This window comes from Amycolatopsis nalaikhensis, from assembly GCF_030264295.1.
GTDB classification, from domain to species: Bacteria; Actinomycetota; Actinomycetes; order Mycobacteriales; family Pseudonocardiaceae; genus Amycolatopsis; species Amycolatopsis nalaikhensis.
The window spans coordinates 9,349,678-9,370,907 of the sequence record NZ_CP127173.1 but is presented as its reverse complement, the minus strand read 5'-3'; the positions used below and the strand labels follow the sequence as shown (position 1 = coordinate 9,370,907).

At 72.0% G+C, this 21,230-nt stretch carries 24 protein-coding genes and 1 pseudogene; 11 read left to right on the top strand and 14 right to left on the bottom strand.

Annotated features, from left to right (window positions below; genetic code table 11):
* Positions 1-40 precede the first annotated feature (40 nt).
* Positions 41-796, bottom strand: coding sequence for a MerR family transcriptional regulator (locus QP939_RS45470; RefSeq protein WP_285453039.1), 756 nt, complete (start codon positions 794-796; stop codon positions 41-43).
* 55 nt (positions 797-851) lie between these two features.
* Here QP939_RS45470 and QP939_RS45465 point away from each other — a divergent pair, with 55 nt between their 5' ends.
* Both QP939_RS45465 and QP939_RS45460 read left to right on the top strand, forming a co-directional pair.
* The gene (locus QP939_RS45465) at positions 852-1,799 is read left to right on the top strand and encodes an amidohydrolase family protein (RefSeq protein WP_285453038.1); all 948 of its coding nucleotides are present in this window, start codon (positions 852-854) and stop codon (positions 1,797-1,799) included.
* Positions 1,703-2,416, top strand: coding sequence for an amidohydrolase family protein (locus tag QP939_RS45460; RefSeq protein ID WP_352249187.1), 714 nt, complete (start codon positions 1,703-1,705; stop codon positions 2,414-2,416). Before QP939_RS45465 ends, QP939_RS45460 begins: the two co-directional genes overlap by 97 nt.
* Positions 2,417-2,467: 51 nt before the next feature.
* Here the strand turns inward: QP939_RS45460 and QP939_RS45455 are convergent, their stop codons facing one another.
* Positions 2,468-3,322, bottom strand: a complete 855-nt coding sequence (locus tag QP939_RS45455; protein ID WP_285453036.1) for an alpha/beta fold hydrolase — start codon at positions 3,320-3,322, stop codon at positions 2,468-2,470.
* Positions 3,319-3,735, bottom strand: a complete 417-nt coding sequence (locus QP939_RS45450) for a nuclear transport factor 2 family protein (RefSeq protein WP_285453035.1) — start codon at positions 3,733-3,735, stop codon at positions 3,319-3,321. The genes QP939_RS45455 and QP939_RS45450 overlap by 4 nt, the downstream gene beginning before the upstream one ends.
* Positions 3,736-3,823: 88 nt before the next feature.
* On the opposite strand from QP939_RS45450, the gene QP939_RS45445 reads away from it, so the two are divergent.
* The 3 genes from QP939_RS45445 to QP939_RS45435 are packed head-to-tail and all read left to right on the top strand — an operon-like array spanning position 3,824 to position 5,137.
* Positions 3,824-4,432, top strand: a complete 609-nt coding sequence (locus QP939_RS45445; protein WP_285453034.1) for a TetR/AcrR family transcriptional regulator — start codon at positions 3,824-3,826, stop codon at positions 4,430-4,432.
* Positions 4,433-4,487: 55 nt separating this feature from the next.
* Complete coding sequence (locus QP939_RS45440) at positions 4,488-4,808, top strand: alpha-amylase inhibitor (RefSeq protein WP_285453033.1); 321 nt, start codon at positions 4,488-4,490, stop codon at positions 4,806-4,808.
* A 50-nt stretch (positions 4,809-4,858) separates the two neighbouring features.
* Complete coding sequence (locus tag QP939_RS45435; RefSeq protein WP_285453032.1) at positions 4,859-5,137, top strand: alpha-amylase inhibitor; 279 nt, start codon at positions 4,859-4,861, stop codon at positions 5,135-5,137.
* Between the two features lie 72 nt (positions 5,138-5,209).
* On the opposite strand, the gene QP939_RS45430 is transcribed toward QP939_RS45435, so the two are convergent.
* Positions 5,210-5,683 carry a winged helix-turn-helix transcriptional regulator gene (locus tag QP939_RS45430; protein ID WP_285453031.1) on the bottom strand — a complete coding sequence of 158 codons (474 nt, stop codon included), beginning with the start codon at positions 5,681-5,683 and terminating at the stop codon, positions 5,210-5,212.
* A gap of 51 nt (positions 5,684-5,734) precedes the next feature.
* Here QP939_RS45430 and QP939_RS45425 point away from each other — a divergent pair, with 51 nt between their 5' ends.
* From QP939_RS45425 to QP939_RS45415, 3 genes are all read left to right on the top strand, one after another.
* On the top strand, positions 5,735-6,859 hold the full coding sequence (locus QP939_RS45425; protein WP_285453030.1) for an MFS transporter: 1,125 nt from the start codon (positions 5,735-5,737) through the stop codon (positions 6,857-6,859).
* A gap of 99 nt (positions 6,860-6,958) precedes the next feature.
* A complete protein-coding gene (locus tag QP939_RS45420; RefSeq protein WP_285453029.1) occupies positions 6,959-7,711 on the top strand; it encodes an SDR family oxidoreductase in 753 nt (250 codons plus the stop codon).
* Positions 7,708-8,478 (top strand): SDR family oxidoreductase, encoded by a 771-nt coding sequence (locus tag QP939_RS45415; RefSeq protein WP_285453028.1) that lies wholly within the window; start codon positions 7,708-7,710, stop codon positions 8,476-8,478. The genes QP939_RS45420 and QP939_RS45415 overlap by 4 nt, the downstream gene beginning before the upstream one ends.
* Positions 8,479-8,541: 63 nt before the next feature.
* On the opposite strand, the gene QP939_RS45410 is transcribed toward QP939_RS45415, so the two are convergent.
* The 8 genes and pseudogenes from QP939_RS45410 to QP939_RS45375 all read right to left on the bottom strand — a co-directional run bounded on the left by QP939_RS45410 (position 8,542) and on the right by QP939_RS45375 (position 15,555).
* Positions 8,542-10,476 (bottom strand): acetoacetate--CoA ligase, encoded by a 1,935-nt coding sequence (locus QP939_RS45410; protein WP_285453027.1) that lies wholly within the window; start codon positions 10,474-10,476, stop codon positions 8,542-8,544.
* Positions 10,466-11,742, bottom strand: a pseudogene (locus QP939_RS45405) (MFS transporter). The gene QP939_RS45410 and the pseudogene QP939_RS45405 overlap by 11 nt, the downstream one beginning before the upstream one ends.
* Before the next feature lie 29 nt (positions 11,743-11,771).
* Positions 11,772-12,503, bottom strand: coding sequence for an isocitrate lyase/phosphoenolpyruvate mutase family protein (locus QP939_RS45400; RefSeq protein WP_285453026.1), 732 nt, complete (start codon positions 12,501-12,503; stop codon positions 11,772-11,774).
* A gap of 31 nt (positions 12,504-12,534) precedes the next feature.
* Positions 12,535-12,855, bottom strand: coding sequence for a DUF3870 domain-containing protein (locus tag QP939_RS45395; protein ID WP_285453025.1), 321 nt, complete (start codon positions 12,853-12,855; stop codon positions 12,535-12,537).
* Positions 12,856-12,902: 47 nt separating this feature from the next.
* Positions 12,903-13,364, bottom strand: a complete 462-nt coding sequence (locus QP939_RS45390) for a cupin domain-containing protein (protein WP_285453024.1) — start codon at positions 13,362-13,364, stop codon at positions 12,903-12,905.
* A 169-nt stretch (positions 13,365-13,533) separates the two neighbouring features.
* Positions 13,534-14,061, bottom strand: a complete 528-nt coding sequence (locus tag QP939_RS45385) for a dihydrofolate reductase family protein (protein ID WP_285453023.1) — start codon at positions 14,059-14,061, stop codon at positions 13,534-13,536.
* Between the two features lie 145 nt (positions 14,062-14,206).
* On the bottom strand, positions 14,207-15,013 hold the full coding sequence (locus tag QP939_RS45380) for an enoyl-CoA hydratase-related protein (protein ID WP_285453022.1): 807 nt from the start codon (positions 15,011-15,013) through the stop codon (positions 14,207-14,209).
* 29 nt (positions 15,014-15,042) lie between these two features.
* The gene (locus QP939_RS45375; RefSeq protein WP_285453021.1) at positions 15,043-15,555 is read right to left on the bottom strand and encodes a hypothetical protein; all 513 of its coding nucleotides are present in this window, start codon (positions 15,553-15,555) and stop codon (positions 15,043-15,045) included.
* Between the two features lie 37 nt (positions 15,556-15,592).
* On the opposite strand from QP939_RS45375, the gene QP939_RS45370 reads away from it, so the two are divergent.
* On the top strand, positions 15,593-16,027 hold the full coding sequence (locus QP939_RS45370; protein ID WP_285453020.1) for a MarR family winged helix-turn-helix transcriptional regulator: 435 nt from the start codon (positions 15,593-15,595) through the stop codon (positions 16,025-16,027).
* A 92-nt stretch (positions 16,028-16,119) separates the two neighbouring features.
* Positions 16,120-19,176, top strand: a complete 3,057-nt coding sequence (locus tag QP939_RS45365; protein WP_285453019.1) for a glycoside hydrolase family 2 TIM barrel-domain containing protein — start codon at positions 16,120-16,122, stop codon at positions 19,174-19,176.
* Between the two features lie 43 nt (positions 19,177-19,219).
* Here the strand turns inward: QP939_RS45365 and QP939_RS45360 are convergent, their stop codons facing one another.
* Positions 19,220-19,999, bottom strand: a complete 780-nt coding sequence (locus tag QP939_RS45360) for a hypothetical protein (RefSeq protein WP_285453018.1) — start codon at positions 19,997-19,999, stop codon at positions 19,220-19,222.
* A 245-nt stretch (positions 20,000-20,244) separates the two neighbouring features.
* A complete protein-coding gene (locus QP939_RS45355; RefSeq protein WP_285453017.1) occupies positions 20,245-20,535 on the bottom strand; it encodes an antibiotic biosynthesis monooxygenase in 291 nt (96 codons plus the stop codon).
* A 60-nt stretch (positions 20,536-20,595) separates the two neighbouring features.
* On the opposite strand from QP939_RS45355, the gene QP939_RS45350 reads away from it, so the two are divergent.
* A complete protein-coding gene (locus tag QP939_RS45350; RefSeq protein WP_285453016.1) occupies positions 20,596-21,228 on the top strand; it encodes a TetR/AcrR family transcriptional regulator in 633 nt (210 codons plus the stop codon).
* The last annotated feature ends 2 nt before the right edge of the window (positions 21,229-21,230 follow it).

Here is a 21,230-nt window from a genome sequence, read left to right as displayed (position 1 = left end):
AAAGTCCCCTTCAGCGCATGTGACGCGAGCAAAGTCCCCTTCAGCCCAGCCGGTGCCGGGCGTAGGCGGGGAGGGCCGCGGCCAGCCAGGCGGGCAGGTCCGGGTCCGCCTGCTCGGCCATCGCCCGCTGGCGAGGATCGGTCAGGTACAGCTGCCCCAGCGCGGCGTACGCCTCGGGCGTCGGCTGCCAGTACGCGCGCAGGGAGGCGTAGTGCTCGGCGACGGCGTCCAGTGCCTCCGGCTCCTCGGGCGCCGTCTTCCGCGAGACTTCGGCCAACCGCCGGAAGAGGGCGGCGCCCTGAGCGGCGGCGTGTTCGTAGTCCGCGGTGGTCAAGCCTTCCTGGGCCGCGCCCGCGGCGTCGAAGGCGGCCAGGCCCGCGTCGCCGAAGGACTCCTCGAGGGAGTTCCGGATGGCCGCGCGGTCTTCGCGCAACGCGGCGAAGAAGCGCTCCGGGTCCGGGATCCGGGCGCCGTCGAGGTCGGCGATGGTCTCCTCGACGGTGGCGATGATCCGGTCGAGACGACGGCGTTCGTCCGTCAGCTCGGCCAGGTGCCCGCGCAGCGCGGTGGCTTCGTCGGCCTGCTCGCTCAGGATCTCGGTGATCCGCGTCAGGCCCAGCCCGAGGCGCCGCAGGACGAGGATGCGGTGCAGCCGCAGCAGTTCGGCGCGCCCGTACCAGCGGTAGCCGTTGGCGGCGACCGAGCCGGGCGGGAGCAGGCCGATCGCGTCGTAGTGGCGCAGCATGCGCGCGGACACGCCGGAGAGCTTGGCGACCTGGGTGATCGAGAACCGCATGGGCCCGACTCTACGAGCTTGACCTTCACACGGTGTCAACTTTTACCGTCCGGGCATGGCCACGACGATCACCGGAGTTCGCGTCTTCGACGGCGAACGCCTGACCCAGCACACCGCCGTCCGCCTCGAAGGCGGCCTGATCGACGCAGTGGGCGGCGACGAGCTGCTCCGCCCCGGCGACCAGCACGTCGCCGGACGGGGCACGCTCCTGCCCGGGCTGATCGACGCGCACGTCCACCTGCTGCCGGGGGCGTCCCGACAGGCCCTGACGTTCGGGGTCACGACGCTGCTGGACATGTTCAGCAAGCCGGAGACGGTGCGCGAAGCGGAGGCGGAGGGTGGCGCCGACGTGCGGTCGTCGAGCATCGGCGCGACGGCGCCGGGCGGGCACCCGTCCATGATGTACGCGCCGTTCCCGTACGTGACGGGCCCGGCGGACGCGGAGGCGTTCGTGGCGGACCGCGTCGCGGAGGGGGCCCGGCACCTGAAGGTCCTCTACGACGACGGCGGCCCGCTGCGGGTGCCGTCCCTGGACGTCCCGACGGTGGCGGCGCTGGTGTCCGCGGCTCACGGAGCGGGCCTGCTGGCGGTGGCCCACGTGACCACCGCGGCGGCGGCGGTCGACCTGCTGCCGACGGGGGTGGACGTGCTGGCGCACGTGCCGTTCGACCCGCTCACGGCCACCCAGGTCGCGGCGATCGGTGAGGCGGGGGTGGCGGTCATCGCGACGTTGTCGATCGCCGACGGATTTCCCGGCGACGGCATGCTGGCGGCACCAGAGCTGGCCGGACGACTGGGCCCGCGTGGTCGGACGTCCTCCGGCGGCAGGCGCACCGGTGGCTGCCGCCGGAGCTGCCGGACTTCGCGGCGGCCGCGCGGAACGTCGGTCTGCTGCACGAGGCCGGGGTGCCGGTGCTCGCGGGCACGGACGCGCCGAACCCGGGAATCGTGCACGGGGCGAGCGTGCACCGCGAGCTGCAGCGGCTGGTGGCGGCCGGGCTGACACCGGTCGAGGCGCTGGCGGCCGCCACGGCGCGCACGGCCGAGGTGTTCGGGCTCGCCGACCGTGGGCGGGTGCTTCCCGGGCTGCGGGCGGACTTGCTGTTGGTCGACGGGAGCCCTGATGTGGACGTGGCGGAGACCCAGCGGATCGCGGCTGTGTGGAAGGACGGTGTTCGCGCGGACTTGGACGGGTACGCCGGATCGGCTGCCGAGCGTGCGGGGCTGGAGGCGTTGCGGGCGCAGACCGAGAAGGTCATCGCGGCGGTGCGGGAGATGCTTCCGGTCACGGTTCGCCGCGACGAGGACGGGGAGGTGCTGGGACACCTTCGGCGGGAGGGCACGGGGTGGCAGCCGGTCACGGTGTTCGGGGGAGTGCTGGCGGGGCCGAGTTCCCGTGAGAAGGCGGAAGAGGTTCTTCGCCGGGACGGGTTGGCGAGCCTCGGTGCGGTGTGGTGGGTCCACAGTGGAGCGGAGTTTCGGGAGGCGCGGATCCAGGAAGCGCGGCCGGACCGCATCCGGATCCGGTGGGCGGACCCGTTGGTGGAGCAGTCGCCGCAGGGGGAGTGGATCGACCCGCGAGTGGTGCGGATCCAGCGGCAACGGCCGGAGGCGGGGTGAGGGCCGACGGCTGAACGCTCGGGTGCTCGGGCCGCGGCCGGGCGCGCCGCGTCACCCACCCGCGGCGGGACGAGCAACGTCCGCGGTTCGGCCCAGCAAATCGAGCAAAGCGGCGAGCACAGCGTCCGGAGCTTCCTCCATCACGAAGTGCCCAGCCGCCGGAATCACGGTGAGCCGCGCCGCCGGAATCCGAGCCGCGAGCTCCTCGGCGATCGCCGTCCGCAGGTACACATCCCGGGCGCCCCACACGATCGCCGTCGGGCACTGGATTTCGCCCAACCGGCGAGCGAGTTCGGGCCGCGCCGAAACCCGGTACTCACCGAAGAAGTGCAGCAGCCAGCGCGCACCATCCGAAGTGGACATCCACCCGATGTAACTCTCCACCGTCGCCCGGTCGACAACACCGGATCGCACCAATCCCGCCCGGTTCATCGCCGCGACGGGCAACACCCGCGCCGCCACCTCGGCGAACGGCCCACGCCCGAGAACCCCCACCAGCCCGAACGTCGCATACCACCGAGGCACGAAAGTCCGATGCGCCCGGCTGTTCAGAATCGCGAGCCGTCGGACGCGCTCCGGCTGGCGCTGGGCGAAGCCGAGCACGAGAAAGCCGCCGTAGTCGTGGCCCACCAGCGTGCAGGACTCGACGCCGAGCGCGTCCAGCAGCCGCCCCAGCCGGTCGACCTCCGTGTCGTAGTCGAAACGCAGGTCCGTCCGCCGCTCCGACTCGCCCCAGCCCAGCCAGTCCGGTGCGATCACGCGGTGCCCCTCGGCCAGCCCGGCCAGCTGGTGGCGCCAGGAAAGGTGGTTCGCCGGGTAGCCGTGCAGCAGCACGACCGGCTCGGCCTCCGGATCGCCCATTTCCGTCACGGCCAGCCGGGCGCCGTCGAGCGTGAGCGTCCTCATCGACGGCCCAGCCGCGTGCGGAGGTACGGGAGCCACGCGCGGGGCCGTCGCACCAACGTTCCGATGATCACCAACGGGTCGAAGTACGCCGTCCGCTCCGCGACCAGCCCGTCCTCCAGGACGATCCGGTCGACCAGCGGCCACTCGACCGGCCCGCCGCCGAGCGTGCCGTGCAGCCGCCCCCAGATCAGCACCTGGCCCGAGCCGCTCGCCCAGCCCTGGACGTCGTACCGCAGGTCCGGGACCAGGGTCATCGTCCGGGCCATGAACGCGCGGGCCTCCTCGACGCCGCGCGTGTTCCGGTCGAGCGGGTGGACCAGCCGGACGTCGGGGCGGAACAGCGGCGTGAACGCGTCCGGGTCCATCCGGCGCCACGCCTCCGTGAACCGCTCGACGAACTCCGCGTCGGACATCGGCCCTCCTCCCGCCGGTTCTTGCAATCGTTACAAGAAGCTACCGGGTACTTGCAACGGTTGCAAGAAGTGTCCGTAGGATGGCGCCGTGGATCCCCGCAAACAACGGACGATCGACGCCCTCCTCAAGGCGGCCGAGAGCGTCTTCGCCCGGCAGCCCGTCGACGAGGTCACGGTCGAGGAGATCGCCGAACGCGCGGGTGTCGCGGTCGGCTCGATCTACAACAACTTCGGCTCGAAGGCGGGCCTGCACGCCGCCGTCGTCAGCCGGGCGCTCGACGTCGACCGCGAGTACATGGACCGCGCCTACACCCCGGACCGCTCGCCGATCGAACAGCTCCAAGCCGCCGGCGAGCAGTACCTGCGGTTCTTCCTCGAACAGCCCGAGTTCTTCCGCATGCTCGCCTTCCCCGCGCCGCTCGGCACCTACCCCGCGGCCGCCGAGACCGCCGCGCAGCTCGCCCGCCGCGTCGACGAGCAGAACGCCCGCATGGCCGACGCGATCGAACGCGGCATCGCCGAAGGTGTGATCCGCCCGCTCGACGCGCGCAAGGCGGCGACCGTCCTCTGGGCGAGCTGGAACGGCGTCATCAGCCTCGCCTGGCGGCCCGACGAGCTGCGTGAAGACGAGGCCGGTCTCTCGGATCTCCTCGCCCTGGCCGCGGACGTCGTGAGCCGGGGCCTGCGCGCCACCTGATCGGATGGGGTGACGCACCTTGTCCGCCGGTGGTCCCCGTGTTCCGATCAAGATCATGACCGGAGTGCGCCAGACGTTCGCGGGGATCGCCGTGGCGAGCGTGGTTTCCGCCGTGGTGCCCGGGGTGGCCGTCGCCGCGCCCGCCACCGTCGCCCCGGCCTGCGTCCGCATCGAGCAGTGGGAGACGCAGGACGTCAAGAACAAGGAGTGGAACTCCTGGGCGAAGATGACGAACACCTGCGACGACACCTACACCGTGCGCATGATCTGGTCCTGGGCCCGCGACGGCGACTGCCGGATCCTCGACCCGGGCCGGTCCTGGACGGAAGGGCGGTTCGGCCCGCACCCGTCCGTCACGGAGTTGCGGCTGTGCTGAGGGAAGGGAAACCGCTCGTGCGCGCACGCTGGTGGACATCCGTTTTCGCCGTGGCACTGGGAACGGCGCTGCTCACCCCCGCCGAGGCCATGGCCGCGCCGGCGGACGCCGCGCCGGGCTGCGTTTCCGTGCGGCAGTGGGACGACTGGACGATCACCGGCTACCGGTCGTATGCCGAGGTGAAGAACAACTGCCTGTGGGAGTACCGAGTGCGGGTCATCTGGAAGAACGACCTCGACGGCTCCTGCAAGTCGGTCCGGCCCGGCGCCGGCTTCACCGAGTGGCGCCAAGGCAAGATGCCCTCGGTCGACGAGATCCGGCTCTGCTGACGCGCCCGAGGCGGAGCCCGCGCGGCGCTCAGAAGTCCACCGGGTCACCGATCCGTGAGCGGCCCGAAGCCGTCATCGCCGTCCAGCTTGGCGGGCGTGGCGCACGGAAGTCGTGTCGCTCGTCAACCGCGTGCCGTCCGCGGTTGCCGGGACGAGCGGCGGGACCACCTCGCCGTCCGGGTCGACCAGGAGCGAATGGGGTTCTCCGTCGGCGAAGGCGTGCCGCTCGCCCCACTGCCGGAGCGTGACGATCACCGGGAACAGGTCCTTGCCCGCCTCGGTCAGCGCGTACACCCGGCGTTTGCCCGACGGCGCTTCGACCTGGGTCAGGAGGCCGTGGGCGGTGAGCTTGCGGAGCCGGTCGGTGAGGATGTTGCGGGCGATCCCGGTGCGCTGCTGGAAGTCGGTGAACGAGCGGGCGCCGTCCATCGCGTCGCGGATGATCAGCAGGCTCCAGCGGTCGCCGACCACGTCCGCCGTCCGCGCGAGCGGGCACTCCGGGTCCGTCCACACGGCTTCCTCCTGTGAGTTGCGTTCTGAAACCATTCTGACCTAACCTCCGAAGAGTTGCAAACTGCAACCAATTGGAGGTGGGGGATGAGGCTGCTGCCGGCCGCCGTGTGCGCGGTGGCCGTCGCCGGGGTCTACGCGGGGCAGCCGGTACTCGGCCCGATGGGACGCGACCTTGGCGTCGTGCCGGGCGCCGTCGGGTGGTTCGTCGCCGCGGGGCAGTTCGGCTACCTCGCCGGGCTCGTCCTGCTCGTGCCGCTGGGGGACATGCTCGACCGCGGTCGTCTCATCGCCGCGCACCTGACGCTGGTCGCGGCCGGGCTGGCGGTCACGGCCTTCGCGCCCGTCGGCTGGGTGGCGTTCGGCGGGCTGGCCGTCGCGGGCCTCTTCGCGGTGGTCGTGCAGACGGCGGTCGCGTACGCCGCCGCGCTCGCCCCGCCCGGCGAGCGCGGCCGGACGCTCGGCGTCGTCACCTCCGGCGTGGTGGCCGGGATCCTGGGGGCCCGGGTGCTGACCGGGGTACTGGCCGACGTCTGGGGCTGGCGCGCCGCCTACCTCGCCCTCGCGGTCCTCGCCGCCCTGCTGGCCGTGGTCTGTTTCCTGGTGTTGCCGCGCGATGTCCGTGCCGGGGCCGACCGGTACGGGCAGGTGCTCCGTGCGTTGGTCGGGTTGTTCACCCAGCGCGTGTTCCTCGGCCGCGGGCTGATCGCCTTCTTCCTCTTCGCGTCCTTCGGCACGCTCTGGAGCGGGATGGCGTTGCCGCTGGCCGGGGCGCCGTGGCACCTCGACGAGACGCGGATCGGGCTGTTCGGCGTCGCCGGGCTCGCCGGGGCGCTGGGCGCCGCCCGCTCCGGGCGGTGGAGCGATGGCGGGCACGCCCGCCGCGTCACCGGCGGTGCCCTCGTCCTGCTGCTCGGCTCGTGGCTCGCGATCGGGCAGCTCGGCTGGTCATTGGTCCTGCTGGCCGTCGGGGTGCTGGTGCTCGACTTCGCCGTCCAGGCTGTGCACGTCGGCAACCAGCACGTCCTCACCGCCGCGTACCCGGCCCGCACGAGCAGTGCGATCGGCGGCTACATGGTTTTCTACTCCCTCGGCTCCGCGCTCGGCGCCGCCGCGACCACCGCGGTGTACGACGTCGCGGGCTGGACCGGCTGCGCCGTTCTCGGTGCGGTCTTCGCGCTCGGCGCGCTCGTCGTGTGGGCGCGGGTGTGACGTGCGTCAGCCTTGAGACCATGGCAGCATCGCGCATAATGGGCACCTGACCGACCGCTTGGTATGTGCCGGGCACCACAGCGAAGGAGACACACTGCCGTGAACTCGTTCAAGGATCGCGTCGCGATCGTCACCGGGGCCAGCCGGGGCATCGGCCTCGGGATCGCGAAGACGCTCGTCGAGCGCGGCGCCAAGGTGTGCATCACCGCGCGCAAGCCGGAAGCCCTCGAAGAGGCGGCCAATTCGCTCGGCGGCCCGGACGTCGCCATGTTCGTGCCCGGCAAGGCCGACGACACAGACCACCAGGACGAAGCCGTCGCGAAGACCATCGAGACCTTCGGCCGCCTCGACTACCTGGTCAACAACACCGGCATCAACCCGGTCTACGGGCCGACGCTGGACATCGACCCGGCCGCCGCGGCGAAGATCCTCGGCGTCAACGTGCTCGCGCCGCTGGGCTGGACCAAGCGCGCCCGCGACGCGTGGATGGGCGAGCACGGCGGCGCCGTCGTCAACGTCGCGTCGGTCGCCGGGCTCGGCGCGTCGCCCGGCATCGGGATGTACGGCGTCAGCAAGGCCGCGCTGATCCGGCTGACCGTGGAGCTGGGTGCCGAGCTGGGGCCGAAGATCCGGGTCAACGCCGTCGCGCCGGCGGTCGTCAAGACGAAGTTCGCGACCGCGCTCTACGAGGGCCGCGAGGAGGAGGTCGCCTCGGCGTACCCGATGAAGCGGCTCGGGGTGCCGTCCGACATCGCGGGCGCGGTGGCGTTCCTGCTGTCCGACGACGCGGGCTGGATCACCGGCCAGACGATGGTGCTCGACGGCGGCGTCACCCTCGGCGGTGGCCTGTGACGGGCGTCGTCGTCACCGGGGGCGGCGGGGGCATCGGCGCCGCCCTGGCCCGCCGCTTCGCCGCGGACGGTGCCCAGGTGCTGGTGGCGGAACTCGACGGCGACAAGGCCGGGGAAATCGCGGCCGAAGTCGGGGGCACGGCGTTCGCGGGCGACGTCGCGAGCCCCGAGGGCGTCGCGAAGCTGATCGACAGCGCGCGCGAAACCCTCGGCGAGATCGACGTTTTCTGCGCGAACGCGGGCATCGCGCCCTTCGGCGGCGCCGAGAGTTCCGAAGAGGTCTGGGCGCGCACGTGGGACGTGAACGTGATGGCGCACGTGCGCGCGGCGAACCTGCTGCTGCCGGCGTGGCTGGAGCGTGGCAAGGGGCACTTCATCGCGACGGTGTCCGCGGCCGGTCTGCTGACGAGCCTCGGTTCGGCGCCGTACTCGGTGACGAAGCACGGCGCGCTGGCGTTCGCCGAGTGGCTTTCGGCGACCTACCGGCACCGCGGGATCACGGTGCAGGCGATCTGCCCGCAAGGGGTGCGCACGGCGATGCTGGAGAGCACGGGCACGGCGGGACAGCTGCTGATGGGCGCGTCGGCGATCGAGCCGGAGCAGGTCGCGGACGCGCTGTTCGCGGCGATGGCGGAGAACCGGTTCCTGGTGCTGCCGCACCCGGAGGTGGCGGGCTATTACGCGGCGCGCGCGACCGAGACGGATCGCTGGCTCGGCGGGATGAACAAGCTGCAACGCAAGGTCGAGGCGGCGCTGGAGGCCGAGTAGGCGTCGTGAGTGTTCAGGGCGGTTAGAACCGCCCTAAACACTCACGAGAAGGTGACCACGGGCTCAAGCGGTGGCGGCCCGGCGGCGGTGGAGGTCGACGAACGTCGCGACCGCCCCGTGGCCGGTCGTCGCGCCCGTGTTGATCACCTCCGCCGCCGGTCTTCCGCGCAGGATCTGCTTGACCGGGGCCTCCAGCTTCTTGCCCGTCAACGTCCGCGGGATCGCGGGCACCACCTCGATCACGTCCGGCACGTGCCGCGGCGACAACTGGCCCCGCAACGCCGCCTTGATCCGCGCCCGCAACGCCTCGTCGAGCCGCACCCCGTCGGACAGTGCCACGAACAACAGCAGCTCGCCCGGCCCGCCACCCGAATCCTCGAGGTGCACGACCAGGCTGTCCGCGATCCCGGGCAGGTCCTCGACCACCGCGTAGAACTCGGCCGTCCCCAACCGGACGCCGCCGCGGTTGAGCGTCGCGTCGGACCTACCGCTGATCACGCAGCTTCCGTGCTCCGTGAACCGCACCCAGTCCCCGTGCCGCCACACCCCCGGATACGTGTCGAAGTAGCTCGCCCGGTACCGCTCGCCGCCCGCGTCGTTCCAGAACGAGACCGGCATCGAGGGCAACGGGGCCCGCACCACAAGCTCGCCCAGCTCGTCCACCACCTCGCGGCCGTCCGGGTCGAACGCCGCGACGTCCACCCCGAGGCACGGGCCCGGGATCTCGCCCCGGTACACCGGCAACCACGGATTCCCCGCCACGAACGCACTGCAGATGTCCGTGCCGCCGCTCATCGAGTTGACCGCGACCCCGAGCCGCCCGGCCGCCCAGTCGAACCCCTCCGCGGGCAACGGCGACCCCGTGACGCCGAGCGTGCGCAACGACGGCACCTCCGGCTCGACACCCTCCGCACGGCACGCCATCAGGTACGCCGGGCTGGTCCCCAGGAGCGTGGCCTCCGCGCGGGCGGCGAGCCGCCACTGCGCCGTCAGGTCCGGCCACTGGGGATTGCCGTCGTGCAGGACCACCGTCGCCCGCCGCACCAGCGCCGACACCAGGATGTTCCACATCGTCCACGCCGTCGTCGTGAACCACAGGACGCGGTCGCCCGGGCGCGTGTCCATCGTGAACGCGTGCAGCTTCAAGTGCTCGAGCAGGATCCCGCCGTGCCCGTGCACGATCGCCTTCGGCAGCCCGGTCGTGCCCGACGAGTACAGCACGTACAGCGGGTGGTCGAACGGCACCGGGAGGAATTCCAACGGCTCCTCGGAGGCCAGCAGCGCGGCCCACGTCAGGGTGCCGCTCGGCACCTCCTGCCGTCCATGGGGGACGCCCACCACGTGCCGTAACGTCGGCAGGCCCGCCCGGATCGCCGCGACGTCGCCGGCCTTGTCGACGTCCTTGGCGCCGAACGCATACCCTGGCACGGCGAGCAAGACCTTCGGCTCGATCTGGGAGAGCCGGTCGAGCACCGAGCGCGCCCCGAACTCCGGCGCGCACGACGCCCAGACCGCGCCCAGGCTCGCCGTGGCCAGGAACGCCACCAGCGCCTCGGGGATGTTGGGCAGGTAGGCCGCGACGCGGTCGCCGGGGCCGACCCCGAGCCGTCGCAGGCCCGCCCGGGCCCGGGCGACCTCGGCGCGCAGCTGCCCGAAGGTCAGCCGCCGCTCGGCACGACTGTCCGAATAGGACACCACGGCGAGTGCGTCGTCGTCGCCGTGGACCAGGGCGTGCTCGGCGTAATTCAGAGTAGCGCCGGGAAACCACTGCGCGCCCGGCATCGTCGCGGACGCGAGCACGCGCTCGTACGGCTCGTGGGCGCGCACGCCGAAGTGGTCCCAGATCGACGCCCAGAACGCTTCCGGCTCGTCGACCGACCAGCGCCACAGCGCGTCGTAGTCCGCAAAGGACAGTCCGCGCTCCGCGGCCAGCCAGTCGGCGTAGCCGCCGAGCGCCGTGCCCGCGAGGCCGGGCGCGCGCAGGATCTCAGGCGACATCGAGCACCGCCTTCTCCGGCACCGCCGCGACGGCCGTCCGGCGGACCCGGAAGTCCAGCAGCAGCGCCAATCCGGACGAGGCCAGGAGCGCCACCCCGAGCACCAGGACCGCGACCGTGTAGCTCCCGCTGACTCCGCGCAGCACGCCGGTGATCTGGGGCCCGAGGTAGCCGCCGATGTTGCCGAGCCCGTTGATCGTCGCCAGGCCCGCGGCCAGCGCCGGGCCGGACAGGAACGTGGACGGGATCGCCAGCTGCGTCGGGATGCACGCGTACAGGCCGATCCCGGCCACGCAGAACCCGGCGACGGCGGCCGCGGGCTGGTGCAGCAGGAACCCGGCGGCCAGGAACCCCACCGCGGCCGTCGCCGCGGCGGCCGCGTAGTGCCGGGCGCGTTCCTGCTTGCGGTCGGAGTGGCGGGCCCACCAGATCATCGGCCCGACCGCCAGCAGCGGCGGCAGCGCGGCCACCCAGCCGACGGCGTTCGTGCCCAGCCCGAACTGCCGGAGGATCTGCGGGAGGAAGAACTGGTAGCCGAACAGGCTGAACGTGAACAGCAGGAAGACGACGACGAGGACGGCGACCCGCGGGTTCAGCATCCCGTGCCGGAATCCGTGCCCGCCAAGGGTTTCCCGGGCCGTCTCCGCGCGCAGCCAAGCCCGCTCGTCCGGGGCGAGGAACGTCGCGTCGGCCGGGTCGTCGCGGATCACGCGGTAAAAGACGAACCCGAGGACCACCGCGGGCAGCCCGGTGATGAGGAACAACCAGCGCCACCCCGCCAGCCCGCCCAGGCCGTCCAGCCCGGTCAGGATGTGCGCCGAGATCGGTGTGGTGATGGCGGAAACGGGCACCGCGGCCGCCATCAGGGCCATCGCGGCCGCCCGGCGGCGCGGCGGGAACCAGCGGGCGATGAAGAACAGCATGGCGGGGAGAAGCCGGCTTCGGCGATGCCGAGCAGCAGCCGCAGGCCCAGCAGGCTGCCGGTGCCCTGCGCGGCCGCGGTGGCCATCGTGACCACGCCCCAGCTGACGATGATCCGGGCGACCCAGATCCGGACGCCGATCCGGGACACGACGTAGTTGCTGGGGATTTCGAACAGCGCGTAGGTCCAGAAGAAGACCCCGGCGATGAGCCCGTAGGCGGCCGGGCCGATGCCCAGCTGCTCGTTCATCGTCAGCGCCGCGACCGACACGTTCAGCCGGTCCAGGTAGAGCACGAGGTAGCAGAGGGCGATCAGCGGCAGGAACCGGCGCGCGACCTTGCGCATCGTCCGGTCTTCGAGGGTCGACGGCGTTGTCATGGACCCGGCCTCCTGGTCAAGACGCGCTCGAGCGGTTCGGTCGAGCGGGGGAGCGAGACGGCCGTGACGAACACGGCCTTGATGCCGGCGGGCAGCTCGTCAGCCGGCGGCAGTTCGTCGCCGTGCCGGGAGTGCACGGCGAGCGTGCCGCCGACGGCGGCCGCCAGTTCGGTGATGGTCGCCCGCAGTTCGTCGCGGGTTTCGGTGCGGAGTGCGGAATTCAGCAGCGGCAACGTGATCTCGGCACCGGCGTCGGCGTAACGGCGGAGCCGGGCGGCGGTGTCGGCCCGGTCGTGTTCGAGGCCGTCGGCGCGGGCGACGAACACGACGGCGGACACCGCCCGACTCCGGCCGATCGCCGCCGCGAGCTCGTCGGCGGCGCACAGGACGCCGTCGTCGCCGGAGTCGCCGATGACCACGCCCGCGGCACCGGCGTCTTCGACCGCGACGCAGGTGGCCACGGGGTCACCGAAGCCGTCCTCGCCGTCGACGATCACCGGCACCGGCGAGCTCGCGCAGACGAGCCGCAGGTACTCGACGTAGGTGTCCCGGCCCGCGCGCGGGATCGCGGGCGCGTCGAACAAGGCGCGGCCGACGGCGCCGCCGGACAGGAACACCGCGCGAGCCCCGGCCTGTGCGGCCAGCCGGGCACTCAGGGGGTCGTGACAGCCCGGGACGACCACGGGCCCGTCGGCCAAGGCCGCGCGCAGGCGCGTGCTTGCGGACATACTGGTCCTCCGGAAGGAAGCGCGGAACCCGCTAGTGCGCGCGGTGCGAGGCGTAGCGACGCCAGGCGTCGTGGATCGCCTGCTTCAGCGAGCCGGTGGCGTTGCTGAGGTAGTTCGCGTCGATCTCGGCGAGCACCGGCGTGATGTCCGCGGTGAAGTCGACGCCCAGCAGCAGCTCGGAAACCCAGGTCCGGACCATGGCGCTGATCGCCGTCGAGTCCACTTCGACGACCGCGCCGGTTTCCCGGTCGATGCGCAGGCTGACCGAGAGGAACTCGTGGACGCCGTGCGCGGCGGAGGTCTTGGGCACCTTGGCGTACCCGACGACGATCAGGCTGGCGCGGCGTCCCATGGGGACAGTCTCGCACCACCCGCGCCCGTCGCGGGGGAGGACGGCGGTCATTCCGCCAGCTTCTCGACGACGGCGGCGTCGAAGCCGTCGGTGACGAACTCCGTGACCGGCGTCCCGGCGAGCGCGGGCGTCTCCCGCTCGTCGAACAGGCCGACGGCGAACTCGCGGATCGTCGGGTCCGCCTGCAGGCCGGGGCTGTGCACCTCGACCATCTCGCACGGCGCGTCCGACTTGTTCCACGCCCAGTGCACGGCCCCGGCCGGGATCCGCAGGAAGTCGCCGGCCTTCAGGTGGAAGGCGCGGTCCTCGATGAACACCCAGACCGCACCGGCGCGCAACAAGTTCAGCTGTTCGCAGTCGTGCCGGTGCGGCCTGGAGTGGTAGCCGGGCGGGCGGGTCGCGAACATCAGCGACGCCGAATTCCCGTAGACGGCCTGGGTGCTGAACGACGTGTCACCCATGTCGGCGACTTCTTCGTGCACCTGGTCGCCGGGTACGTGCAAGGGCATGCCGGACTCCCTCGGGACCGCGGACGCGCGAGGTCCGCGTGGCGGCACACGACGCGACGCCGGCCAAGGGAGAGGATCCGACCGTGGTGCGGGTGGTCCGGCATCGCCGGTCAGGCCGCACCGTCGGGATCGTCTGTTGGTCGGCCCAGGCTAGACGCAGGACCGGCGGCTACACAAGACGCGGCCCGGCGACCCGGTACCAGTTCGGCCGGAGCGGTTCGAGCGCGATGGTGGTGCCGCCGGGGTGGTCGAACATCCGCACGCCGTCGCCGAGGAGGACGGGCACGGGCAGGGCGAGGATCTCGTCGAGCAGCCCGGCTTCGAGGCACTGCCTGCCGACGTCGGCACCCAGGACGTTGACGTACTTCTCCCCGGCGGCCGCCTTCGCCGCTTCGACGGCTTCGGCCAGGTCGCCGACGAAGGTGACGCCCGGCGTCGCGGGGGCGGGGCGGCGGGTGAGCACGAACTGGGGGCCGTCCCAGCCGCCGCCGAAGGCTTTGCCCTCGGCTTCGGTGCCGCGGTGCGGGTCATCGCCCTCGAAGGTCCGGCGGCCGACGAGCAGCGCGCCGATGTCGGGGATCAGCTCGTCGACCACCGGGTCCGGGCCGAGGTGCGGGGTCAGCCAGGACATGTCCCCGCCGGGCCCCGCGATGAAGCCGTCGACCGAGCAGCTGAACGCGTAGAGCAGTTTCGCCATGGTTCCCACCTTCGCCGGTTGGTGCGGTCAGTGGTACTGACGGCGGTGGGGGCGAAAAGTCATCGGCGTGGGCTGAAGGGGACGTTCAGTGCATCTGATGCGGTGAAGGGCCCTTTCCTCGCATCAGATGCCAGGAAAGTCCCCTTCAGCTCACGGCCGGGTGGGGCGGGAACTCCGGTGGGCGCCGCTCGTTCCAGCTCGCCAGCCCTTCGGCCAGCTCGGGACGGCCGAACGACTCGATCATCAACGCCGTCGCCTCGCGCGCCGCCTCCTCCAGTGGCAGCGCGGCCTCCCGCTCGAACTGCGCCTTCATCACCGCCATCGACCGCGGGGCGCTGTGCGTCGCCAGCTCCGTCGCGTACGCGTGGGCGCGCAGCCCCAGCTCCTCGGCCGGGACCACCTCCTGGACCAGCCCGTACTCCTTGGCCTGCTCGGCGGTGAACGTCCGCCCCGAAAGCAGCAGGTCACGGGCCCGGCCGCGGCCGACGAGCTCCGGCAGCAGCTTCGCGATCCCGTACTCGGCGATCAGGCCGCGGCGGGCGAACGCCGTCGTGAACTTCGCGCCCGCCGCCGCGAACCGGACGTCCGCCGCGCACGCGATCACGAACCCGAGGCCCGCGCAGCCGCCGTTGATCGCCGCGATCACCGGGACGCCGACCGTGGCCGCCGCCAGGACGTCGCGGAAGTTCTCGTGGCCGCCGCCGTCCGACGGGGGTTTCGCCGCGAGGTTGTCCAGCAGGCCCAGGTCGGCGCCCGGGCAGAACGCCTTGCCCGCTCCGGTGACGACGACCGCGCGCACCGCCGGGTCCGCGTCGGCCTGCCGCAGCAGCGCCCCGTAGCGGGCCTGCATCGGCACGTCCATCGCGTTGTTGCGCTCGGGCTTGGTGAAGGTCACGGTCGCGACGGGGCCGTCCGCCGCGTACCCGACACCATCCACAGTGGACTCGCTCATCGGCCGCCTCCTCGGGGTCGGCCACCATACTAAGCGGTTGCTTGGGGATCCGTCACGCGCCGGGCGTGGAAGCGCTGCCGGACCCGGGGCGCCGTCGACCCGGGCGGGGTCTCCTCGGCGCGCCACTCGAAGCTGTCGGCGGTCAGCTCGGAAAAGATCCACGACCGGCCCTCGGCGTCGATGCGGAACCCGTCCTCGGTCGGCGTGCCGACGAACGGGATCACCCAGCCGCGTACCGGACCCAGCCAGGTGGAGCGGAACTTCCCGAGCGACGGGTCGTAGAAGCGCAGGCTCATGCCCCATTCCCCGTCCGAGCCCGCGGCGGCCCGCGTCGCGCGCGACGGGCTGATCCACACGTCGGTGAGCGCGCGGCCGTCGAGTGCCCAGCCGAAGTGCCACTCGCCGTCGGTGACGTCGACGCCGCCGTCGTCGCGGACGTTCTCCACGACGAGCGACCAGCTGCCGATCAGCGGCGCGAAGACGGACAGGTGCTCGGCCAGTTCGGAGCGGGGCGCGTCGGCGAGGAGGACGTCGGCAATCATGACAGCATGATGTCGAATAGGTAGTATGCTGTCAATTATGGACGAGGTCACCGGATACCGCCTGCTCATCGCCGACGTCTACGAGCTGGCCGGGCTGAGCCGCCGGATCAGCGAACGCGAAGCCGCGGCGCACGACACGACCGTCGCGCGCTGGCACGTGCTCAGCGCGGTCTCCGAGGAAGCCTTGACCGTGCCCGCGATCGGACGGCGGCTCGGCCTGGTCCGGCAGGCCGTCCAGCGCGTGGTCGACGACCTCGTCGAGGCGGGCCAGCTGCGCGCCGAGCCGAACCCGGCGCACCGGCGCTCGCCGCTGTTCGCCTGCACGCCCGAAGGCGCGGACGTCCTCGACCACCTGTGGGCGGAAAGCGAACCCGCCCGGCGGGAGACGGTGGCCGCGGCCGGGGTGACCGTCGGCGAGCTCCGCGAGGCCCGCGCGGTGTTACGCCGGTTGATCGACGCGCACGAGGGCTGAGAGTTCGAAACTATCGAACCCTTTGGTCAACCGGAAACCCTTGTGCAATAGTGCTTTTCGCCCGACAGCACCGCCGCGGAAGGGACCTGCCGATGCCGAACTCCCCGAGCCGACGTCAGGTGCTGGGCGGTGTCGGCGCCGCCGTCGTCACGTCCGCGCTCGCGCCGGTCGCCCGGGCCGCCGAGACGCTCACCCGGCCGGACCTCGCGCTCACCGGCCGCGTCACCGACCTCGGCGCCGGGTGGCGGTTCGCGCTCGCCAACCCCGACGGCGTCACCGATCCGGACGGCCGGTTCGCCCGGGCCATGGACCCGGCGTTCGACGACACGGCGTGGCAGGTCGTCGACGTCCCGCACGACTGGAGCATCGAACTCCCGCCCACCGCGGAGGGCACCCAGAGCGGGTCGGGCTTCTTCCGCGGCGGTCTCGGCTGGTACCGCAAGACGTTCACGCTGCCGCCCTCAATCGCGGGCAAGCGCGTGTCGGTCGAGTTCGACGGCGTCTACTCGGACGCGCACGTCCACCTGAACGGCGAGCTGCTCGGCAACCACCCGTACGCCTACACGGGCTGGAGCTGGGACCTCACCGGCAAGGCGCACACCGACGGCCGGACGCCGAACGTCCTCGCCGTGCGGGCGGCGAACCCGCTGCCGAGCAGCCGCTGGTACTCCGGCAGCGGCATCTACCGACGCGTCCGCCTGGTCGTCACCGAGCCGGTGCACGTCGCCCGGCACGGCACCTTCGTCACCACCCCGGACATCGCCGCCGGGCGCGGCACCGTGCGGGTGGCCACGGACGTCGCGAACGACTCCGGCGGTGCGGTCGCGGCCGAAGTGCGCACCACGGTCACCGATCCAGCGGGCCGGGTGGTCGCGAGCGGCTCGGCGACCGTGGGAGTACCCGCCGGGCAGACGGTCACCGCGGTCACCACTCAGCGCGTCGACGAGCCGAAGCTGTGGTCGGTCGAGCAGCCCGTGCGGTACCGGGTGCGTACCGACGTCGTCGTGGCCGGGCGCGTGCTCGACACGACGACCACCACGTTCGGCTTCCGGTACACGGAGTTCCACCCGGACAACGGGTTCTCGCTGAACGGCGAGCCGATGAAGCTGCGCGGGGTCAACCTCCACTCGACGCAGGGCGCGCTGGGCGCGGTGGTCGACGCCGCCGCGCTCGAGCACCAGATGCGGCTGATGCTCGCGATGGGCGTCAACGCGCTGCGGACCGCGCACAACCCGCCCGACCCGCAGCTCGTCGAGATCTGCGAACGGCTCGGGATCCTGATGATGGTGGAGGCGTTCGACTGCTGGCGCACCGGCAAGCTCGAGTTCGACTACCACCGGGACTTCGACGCGTGGAGCGGGCGTGACATCGCCGAAATGGTGCACGCGGCCAAGAACTCGCCCGCGGTCGTGCTGTGGTCGATCGGCAACGAGGTGCCGGACGCGTCGATGGCGGGCGGCCCGGCCATCGCCGCCGAGCTGATCGCGGCGGTGCGCGCGATCGACCCGACGCGGCCGGTGATCATGGGCTCGGACCGCTACCGGAGCGTGCCCGCGCCGGGGTCGCCGCAGGACCTCATCCTCCGGCAGCTGGACGGCCTCGGCGTCAACTACAACACCGCCCAGTCGATCGACGGGCTGCACGCGGCCTACCCGGACAAGTTCTTCTTCGAGTCGGAGTCGTCGTCGGAGACCTCGACGCGCGGGGTGTACCAGGAGCCGGACCTGCTCAACACGGGGGAGAACCACACGCCCGGCAAGCGCGCGACGTCGTCCTACGACAACAACCTCGCGTCGTGGACGTTCAGCGGCGAGTACTCGCTGAAGAAGGACCGCGACCGGAAGTTCTGCCAGGGCCAGTTCCTCTGGGCCGGGCAGGACTACCTCGGCGAGCCGACGCCCTACGACGTCTTCCCGGTCAAGACGTCGTTCTTCGGCGCCGTCGACAGCGCCGGCCTGCCGAAGGACGCCTTCCACCTCTTCCGCAGCCAGTGGACGACGGCGCCGATGGTGCACCTGACGCCGATGGACTGGACGACCCACCGGCCCGGCGAGCCGGTCAGCGTGTGGGTGTACTCCACTGTGGATACCGTCGAGCTGGTGCTGAACGGGAAGTCGCTCGGCGTGCGGAAGTTCGACCGGAAGACCACTGTGGACGGACGGCCGTACCTGGAGACGAGCGAACCCGCCGGCGACGACAAGAACGACCCGTCCGGCAGCTACACCAGCCCGAACGGCGGCACCGGCAAGCTGCACCTGACCTGGACCGTGCCCTTCGCGCCCGGCACGCTGACGGCGATCGCCCGGGCGGGCGGGCGCGAGGTCGCCCGCGACACGCTCGTCACGGCCGGGCCGCCGCACGCCGTCACGTTGACCGCCTCGCCCCGGAGCGAGGGCGGGGCGATGTCCTTCGTGACCGCGACGGTCGTGGACGCCCACGGCGTCGTCGTGCCCGGCGCCGAGCCGGTGCTGCGGTTCGCCGTCCGCGGGCCGGGGCGCGTCGCCGGGGTGGACAACGGCCGGCAGGAACTGGCGCAGAGCTACCAGCAGCCGACGATCCCGGCGTTCCGCGGCCAGGCCGTCGCGGTGATCGCGGCGACCGGCGGCCGGCGCCCGATCACCGTGACGGCGACGTCGCCCGGCCTGGTGGCGGGGACGGTCACCGTGCCGGGAACGAGTCTCGGGCAGCGCAACGGCCCCGGCGCGCGAGCCGTGGAAGTGCCCGCACCGCCGGAGTTCGCGGCGGCGGACGCGAGCTATTCCGGCGCCCCGGACACGCTGCCGTCGGCGATGCTCGACGGCGACCCGGCCACCGGCTGGTCGAACGCCTACACCAAACAGGCGACGGCGACGTTGAAGGCGGTCAGCCGCCCGCGTCCGCGGGACTGGGTGTCGCTGGCGTGGCGGCAACCGCGGCGGGTCGGCATGCTGACGGCGAACTTCGTCGTGGGCGCGACGTTGGCGTTGCCGGACACCGCCGAGGTCTCCTACCGGACGGCCCGGGGCTGGGAACCGGTGCGGAACCTGAAGGTCACGTGGGGCACCGACGCCCCGACGACGTTCACGTTCGACCCGGTCGTCACCACGGAACTGCGGCTCACCATGACCGCGAAGTCCTTCCTCCGCATCAACGCCCTGTCCGTGTCGTGAGTGTTTAGGGCGGTTAGAACCGCCCTAAACACTCACGACCGGGTCAGCGGGTGCAGGGGGCCAGGGCGTCCAGGCCTTGGGGTTTGGCGGCCGTGCGGCCGATCGCCGTCGCGATGCGGTTGATCGTCGCGACGCGCTTGTCTTCGAGCGGGCCGAGGATGGCGTTCTGGACGAAGTTCGGGCCGCCTTCACCGGCGCTGGTCACCAGGCGGTTGTTGGCTTCGGCGATCTGGGTGTCGAGCAAGTCCAGGTTGCGCTGGACCTCGGCTTGCGCCTGAGCCGGGATGGCGGGGAGCCGGCTTTCCACGTCGGGGCAGGAAATCTGACCAGCTTCGTTCTGAACGGGCGGTGGGGCCTGAGAGGTGGTGCCCGGGGCGGACTGCCCACTCAGTGAGCACGCCGCCAGGCCGCCCAGGTTCCGCGGTTTCTCGCCCTGACGGCCGATGGCGATGGCGATCCGGTCGATGGTCGACGTGCGTTTGTCCTCGAGCGGGCCGAGGATGGCGTTTCGCACGAAGTTCGGCCCGCCCTGGCCCACGCTGGTGGCGAGGCGGTTGTCGGCTTCGGCGATCTGGGTGTTCAGCAGGTCCAGGTTGCGCTGGACCTCGGCTTGTGCCTGGGCGGGGATGGCGGGGAGCTGTCCGGCGACGTCCGGGCACGTGATCCGTCCGGCCGCCTGGCCGCCGGAAGCGGCGTTGGCGCTGCCGGGCTCGCCGACGGTCGTGGCGACCACCAGCGCCCCGGCCGCGATCGCGAGCCCGAGGGCGGCCGTCGCGATCTTCGTCCGCCGGGAAAGGCGATGTCGTCCAAGGGAGGCAGGCATGAACGACCCACTTTCGAAAGAGATGGCGTTAGCGCGAACACAGGGCCGGCCGACGCCATGGTGGCCTTTCTGCCTGCGGTTTGTCCAGGGTCAGGACGTCGGAAAAGAAGATCTGAACCATTTCGAACCGCGGTCCGTGTAGTGCGGTGAAGGGCGACGTCCGGCCGCATTGTTTTCGGGCGTCCCGTGATTGTCGTGCGCCATTTCCGGGAAAGCGGCCGCCCGGGGATGGGCGGTCGGTCCGGTCACTGTTCGTCGACGATCTGCACTTCCTCCGCGGTGACGTCGGAGACGAGCGCGAACGCGGCCGCCGCCTCCGGCCGGTCGGCCACCTGCCGCCGGACGGCCTGCAGGTGCTCGGCCGAGTCCCAGCGCCAGATCCCCACCCACGTCCGGTCGTCCAGCCTGCCCAGCCGCGCTTCGGAGAGCCCGTCGGTCAGCGACCGGACCGTCGAAACCAGCGTCGTGTGCCGGGCTTGCACTTCTTCCGCGTCGGCCGGTTCGGCCTGGAACCGCGTGATCGCCACCATCGTCATGTCCGCCATCCTTCGCTAGAGTTGACTTCTAGTGAGCAACTCTAGAGGTAGGCTAAGGTCATGACCGAAGTCAAGCGACCGAACAAGCGGGCCGAGAAGGCCAAGGAGACCCGCCGGCGGATCCTGGCCGCCGCGCACGACCTGTTCGTCGAACACGGGTACGGCGCGACCAACCTGCAGGACGTCGCCGCGCGGGCGGGGGTGGCCGTCCAGACGATCTACTTCGTGTTCGGCAACAAGCGGACGCTGCTCAAGGAGCTCGTCGACGTCACGATCGCCGGGGACGACGAGCCGGTCGCCACCATGGGCAGGCCCTGGTTCCGCGAGGCCTTGGCCGCCGAGACCGCCGACGCTCAGCTGAAGGTCCACGTCGCGGGGACGCGGGCGATCCTGGAGCGGGTCGCGCCCATCTCCCGCATGGTGGCCGCCGCGGTCGCGGCCGACGCGGACGTCGCCGAACTGTGGCCCCGAGGCGACACCCCGCGGCTCGAGGTCCACACCGCCGCGGCGCGGGCGCTGGTCGCCAAACCCGGTGCGCGCCAAGGGCTTGCCGCGGACTACGCCGCCGACGTCCTGTACGCCCTGCTCAGCACTCAGTGCTACCTGCTGTTCGTCGAGGACCGCGCGTGGACGCCGGCGCGGTGGGAAGAGTGGACCCGCGACACCTTGCGCGCGCAGCTCTGCACCCCTTGACG

Excerpts from the sequence above, each read along its gene's own strand:
- QP939_RS45390 (WP_285453024.1), bottom strand. The coding sequence starts at position 13,364 with ATGCCCTTGCACGTACCCGGCGACCAGGTGCACGAAGAAGTCGCCGAC.
- QP939_RS45375 (WP_285453021.1), bottom strand. The coding sequence starts at position 15,555 with ATGATTGCCGACGTCCTCCTCGCCGACGCGCCCCGCTCCGAACTGGCC.
- QP939_RS45430 (WP_285453031.1), bottom strand. The coding sequence starts at position 5,683 with ATGGTTTCAGAACGCAACTCACAGGAGGAAGCCGTGTGGACGGACCCG.
- QP939_RS45400 (WP_285453026.1), bottom strand. The coding sequence starts at position 12,503 with ATGTCCGCAAGCACGCGCCTGCGCGCGGCCTTGGCCGACGGGCCCGTG.
- QP939_RS45450 (WP_285453035.1), bottom strand. The coding sequence starts at position 3,735 with ATGTCCGACGCGGAGTTCGTCGAGCGGTTCACGGAGGCGTGGCGCCGG.
- QP939_RS45455 (WP_285453036.1), bottom strand. The coding sequence starts at position 3,322 with ATGAGGACGCTCACGCTCGACGGCGCCCGGCTGGCCGTGACGGAAATG.
- QP939_RS45360 (WP_285453018.1), bottom strand. The coding sequence starts at position 19,999 with ATGCCTGCCTCCCTTGGACGACATCGCCTTTCCCGGCGGACGAAGATC.
- QP939_RS45440 (WP_285453033.1), top strand. The coding sequence starts at position 4,488 with ATGACCGGAGTGCGCCAGACGTTCGCGGGGATCGCCGTGGCGAGCGTG.
- QP939_RS45470 (WP_285453039.1), bottom strand. The coding sequence starts at position 796 with ATGCGGTTCTCGATCACCCAGGTCGCCAAGCTCTCCGGCGTGTCCGCG.
- QP939_RS45355 (WP_285453017.1), bottom strand. The coding sequence starts at position 20,535 with ATGACGATGGTGGCGATCACGCGGTTCCAGGCCGAACCGGCCGACGCG.
- QP939_RS45350 (WP_285453016.1), top strand. The coding sequence starts at position 20,596 with ATGACCGAAGTCAAGCGACCGAACAAGCGGGCCGAGAAGGCCAAGGAG.
- QP939_RS45465 (WP_285453038.1), top strand. The coding sequence starts at position 852 with ATGGCCACGACGATCACCGGAGTTCGCGTCTTCGACGGCGAACGCCTG.
- QP939_RS45425 (WP_285453030.1), top strand. The coding sequence starts at position 5,735 with ATGAGGCTGCTGCCGGCCGCCGTGTGCGCGGTGGCCGTCGCCGGGGTC.
- QP939_RS45395 (WP_285453025.1), bottom strand. The coding sequence starts at position 12,855 with ATGGGACGCCGCGCCAGCCTGATCGTCGTCGGGTACGCCAAGGTGCCC.
- QP939_RS45365 (WP_285453019.1), top strand. The coding sequence starts at position 16,120 with ATGCCGAACTCCCCGAGCCGACGTCAGGTGCTGGGCGGTGTCGGCGCC.
- QP939_RS45385 (WP_285453023.1), bottom strand. The coding sequence starts at position 14,061 with ATGGCGAAACTGCTCTACGCGTTCAGCTGCTCGGTCGACGGCTTCATC.
- QP939_RS45410 (WP_285453027.1), bottom strand. The coding sequence starts at position 10,476 with ATGTCGCCTGAGATCCTGCGCGCGCCCGGCCTCGCGGGCACGGCGCTC.
- QP939_RS45370 (WP_285453020.1), top strand. The coding sequence starts at position 15,593 with ATGGACGAGGTCACCGGATACCGCCTGCTCATCGCCGACGTCTACGAG.
- QP939_RS45380 (WP_285453022.1), bottom strand. The coding sequence starts at position 15,013 with ATGAGCGAGTCCACTGTGGATGGTGTCGGGTACGCGGCGGACGGCCCC.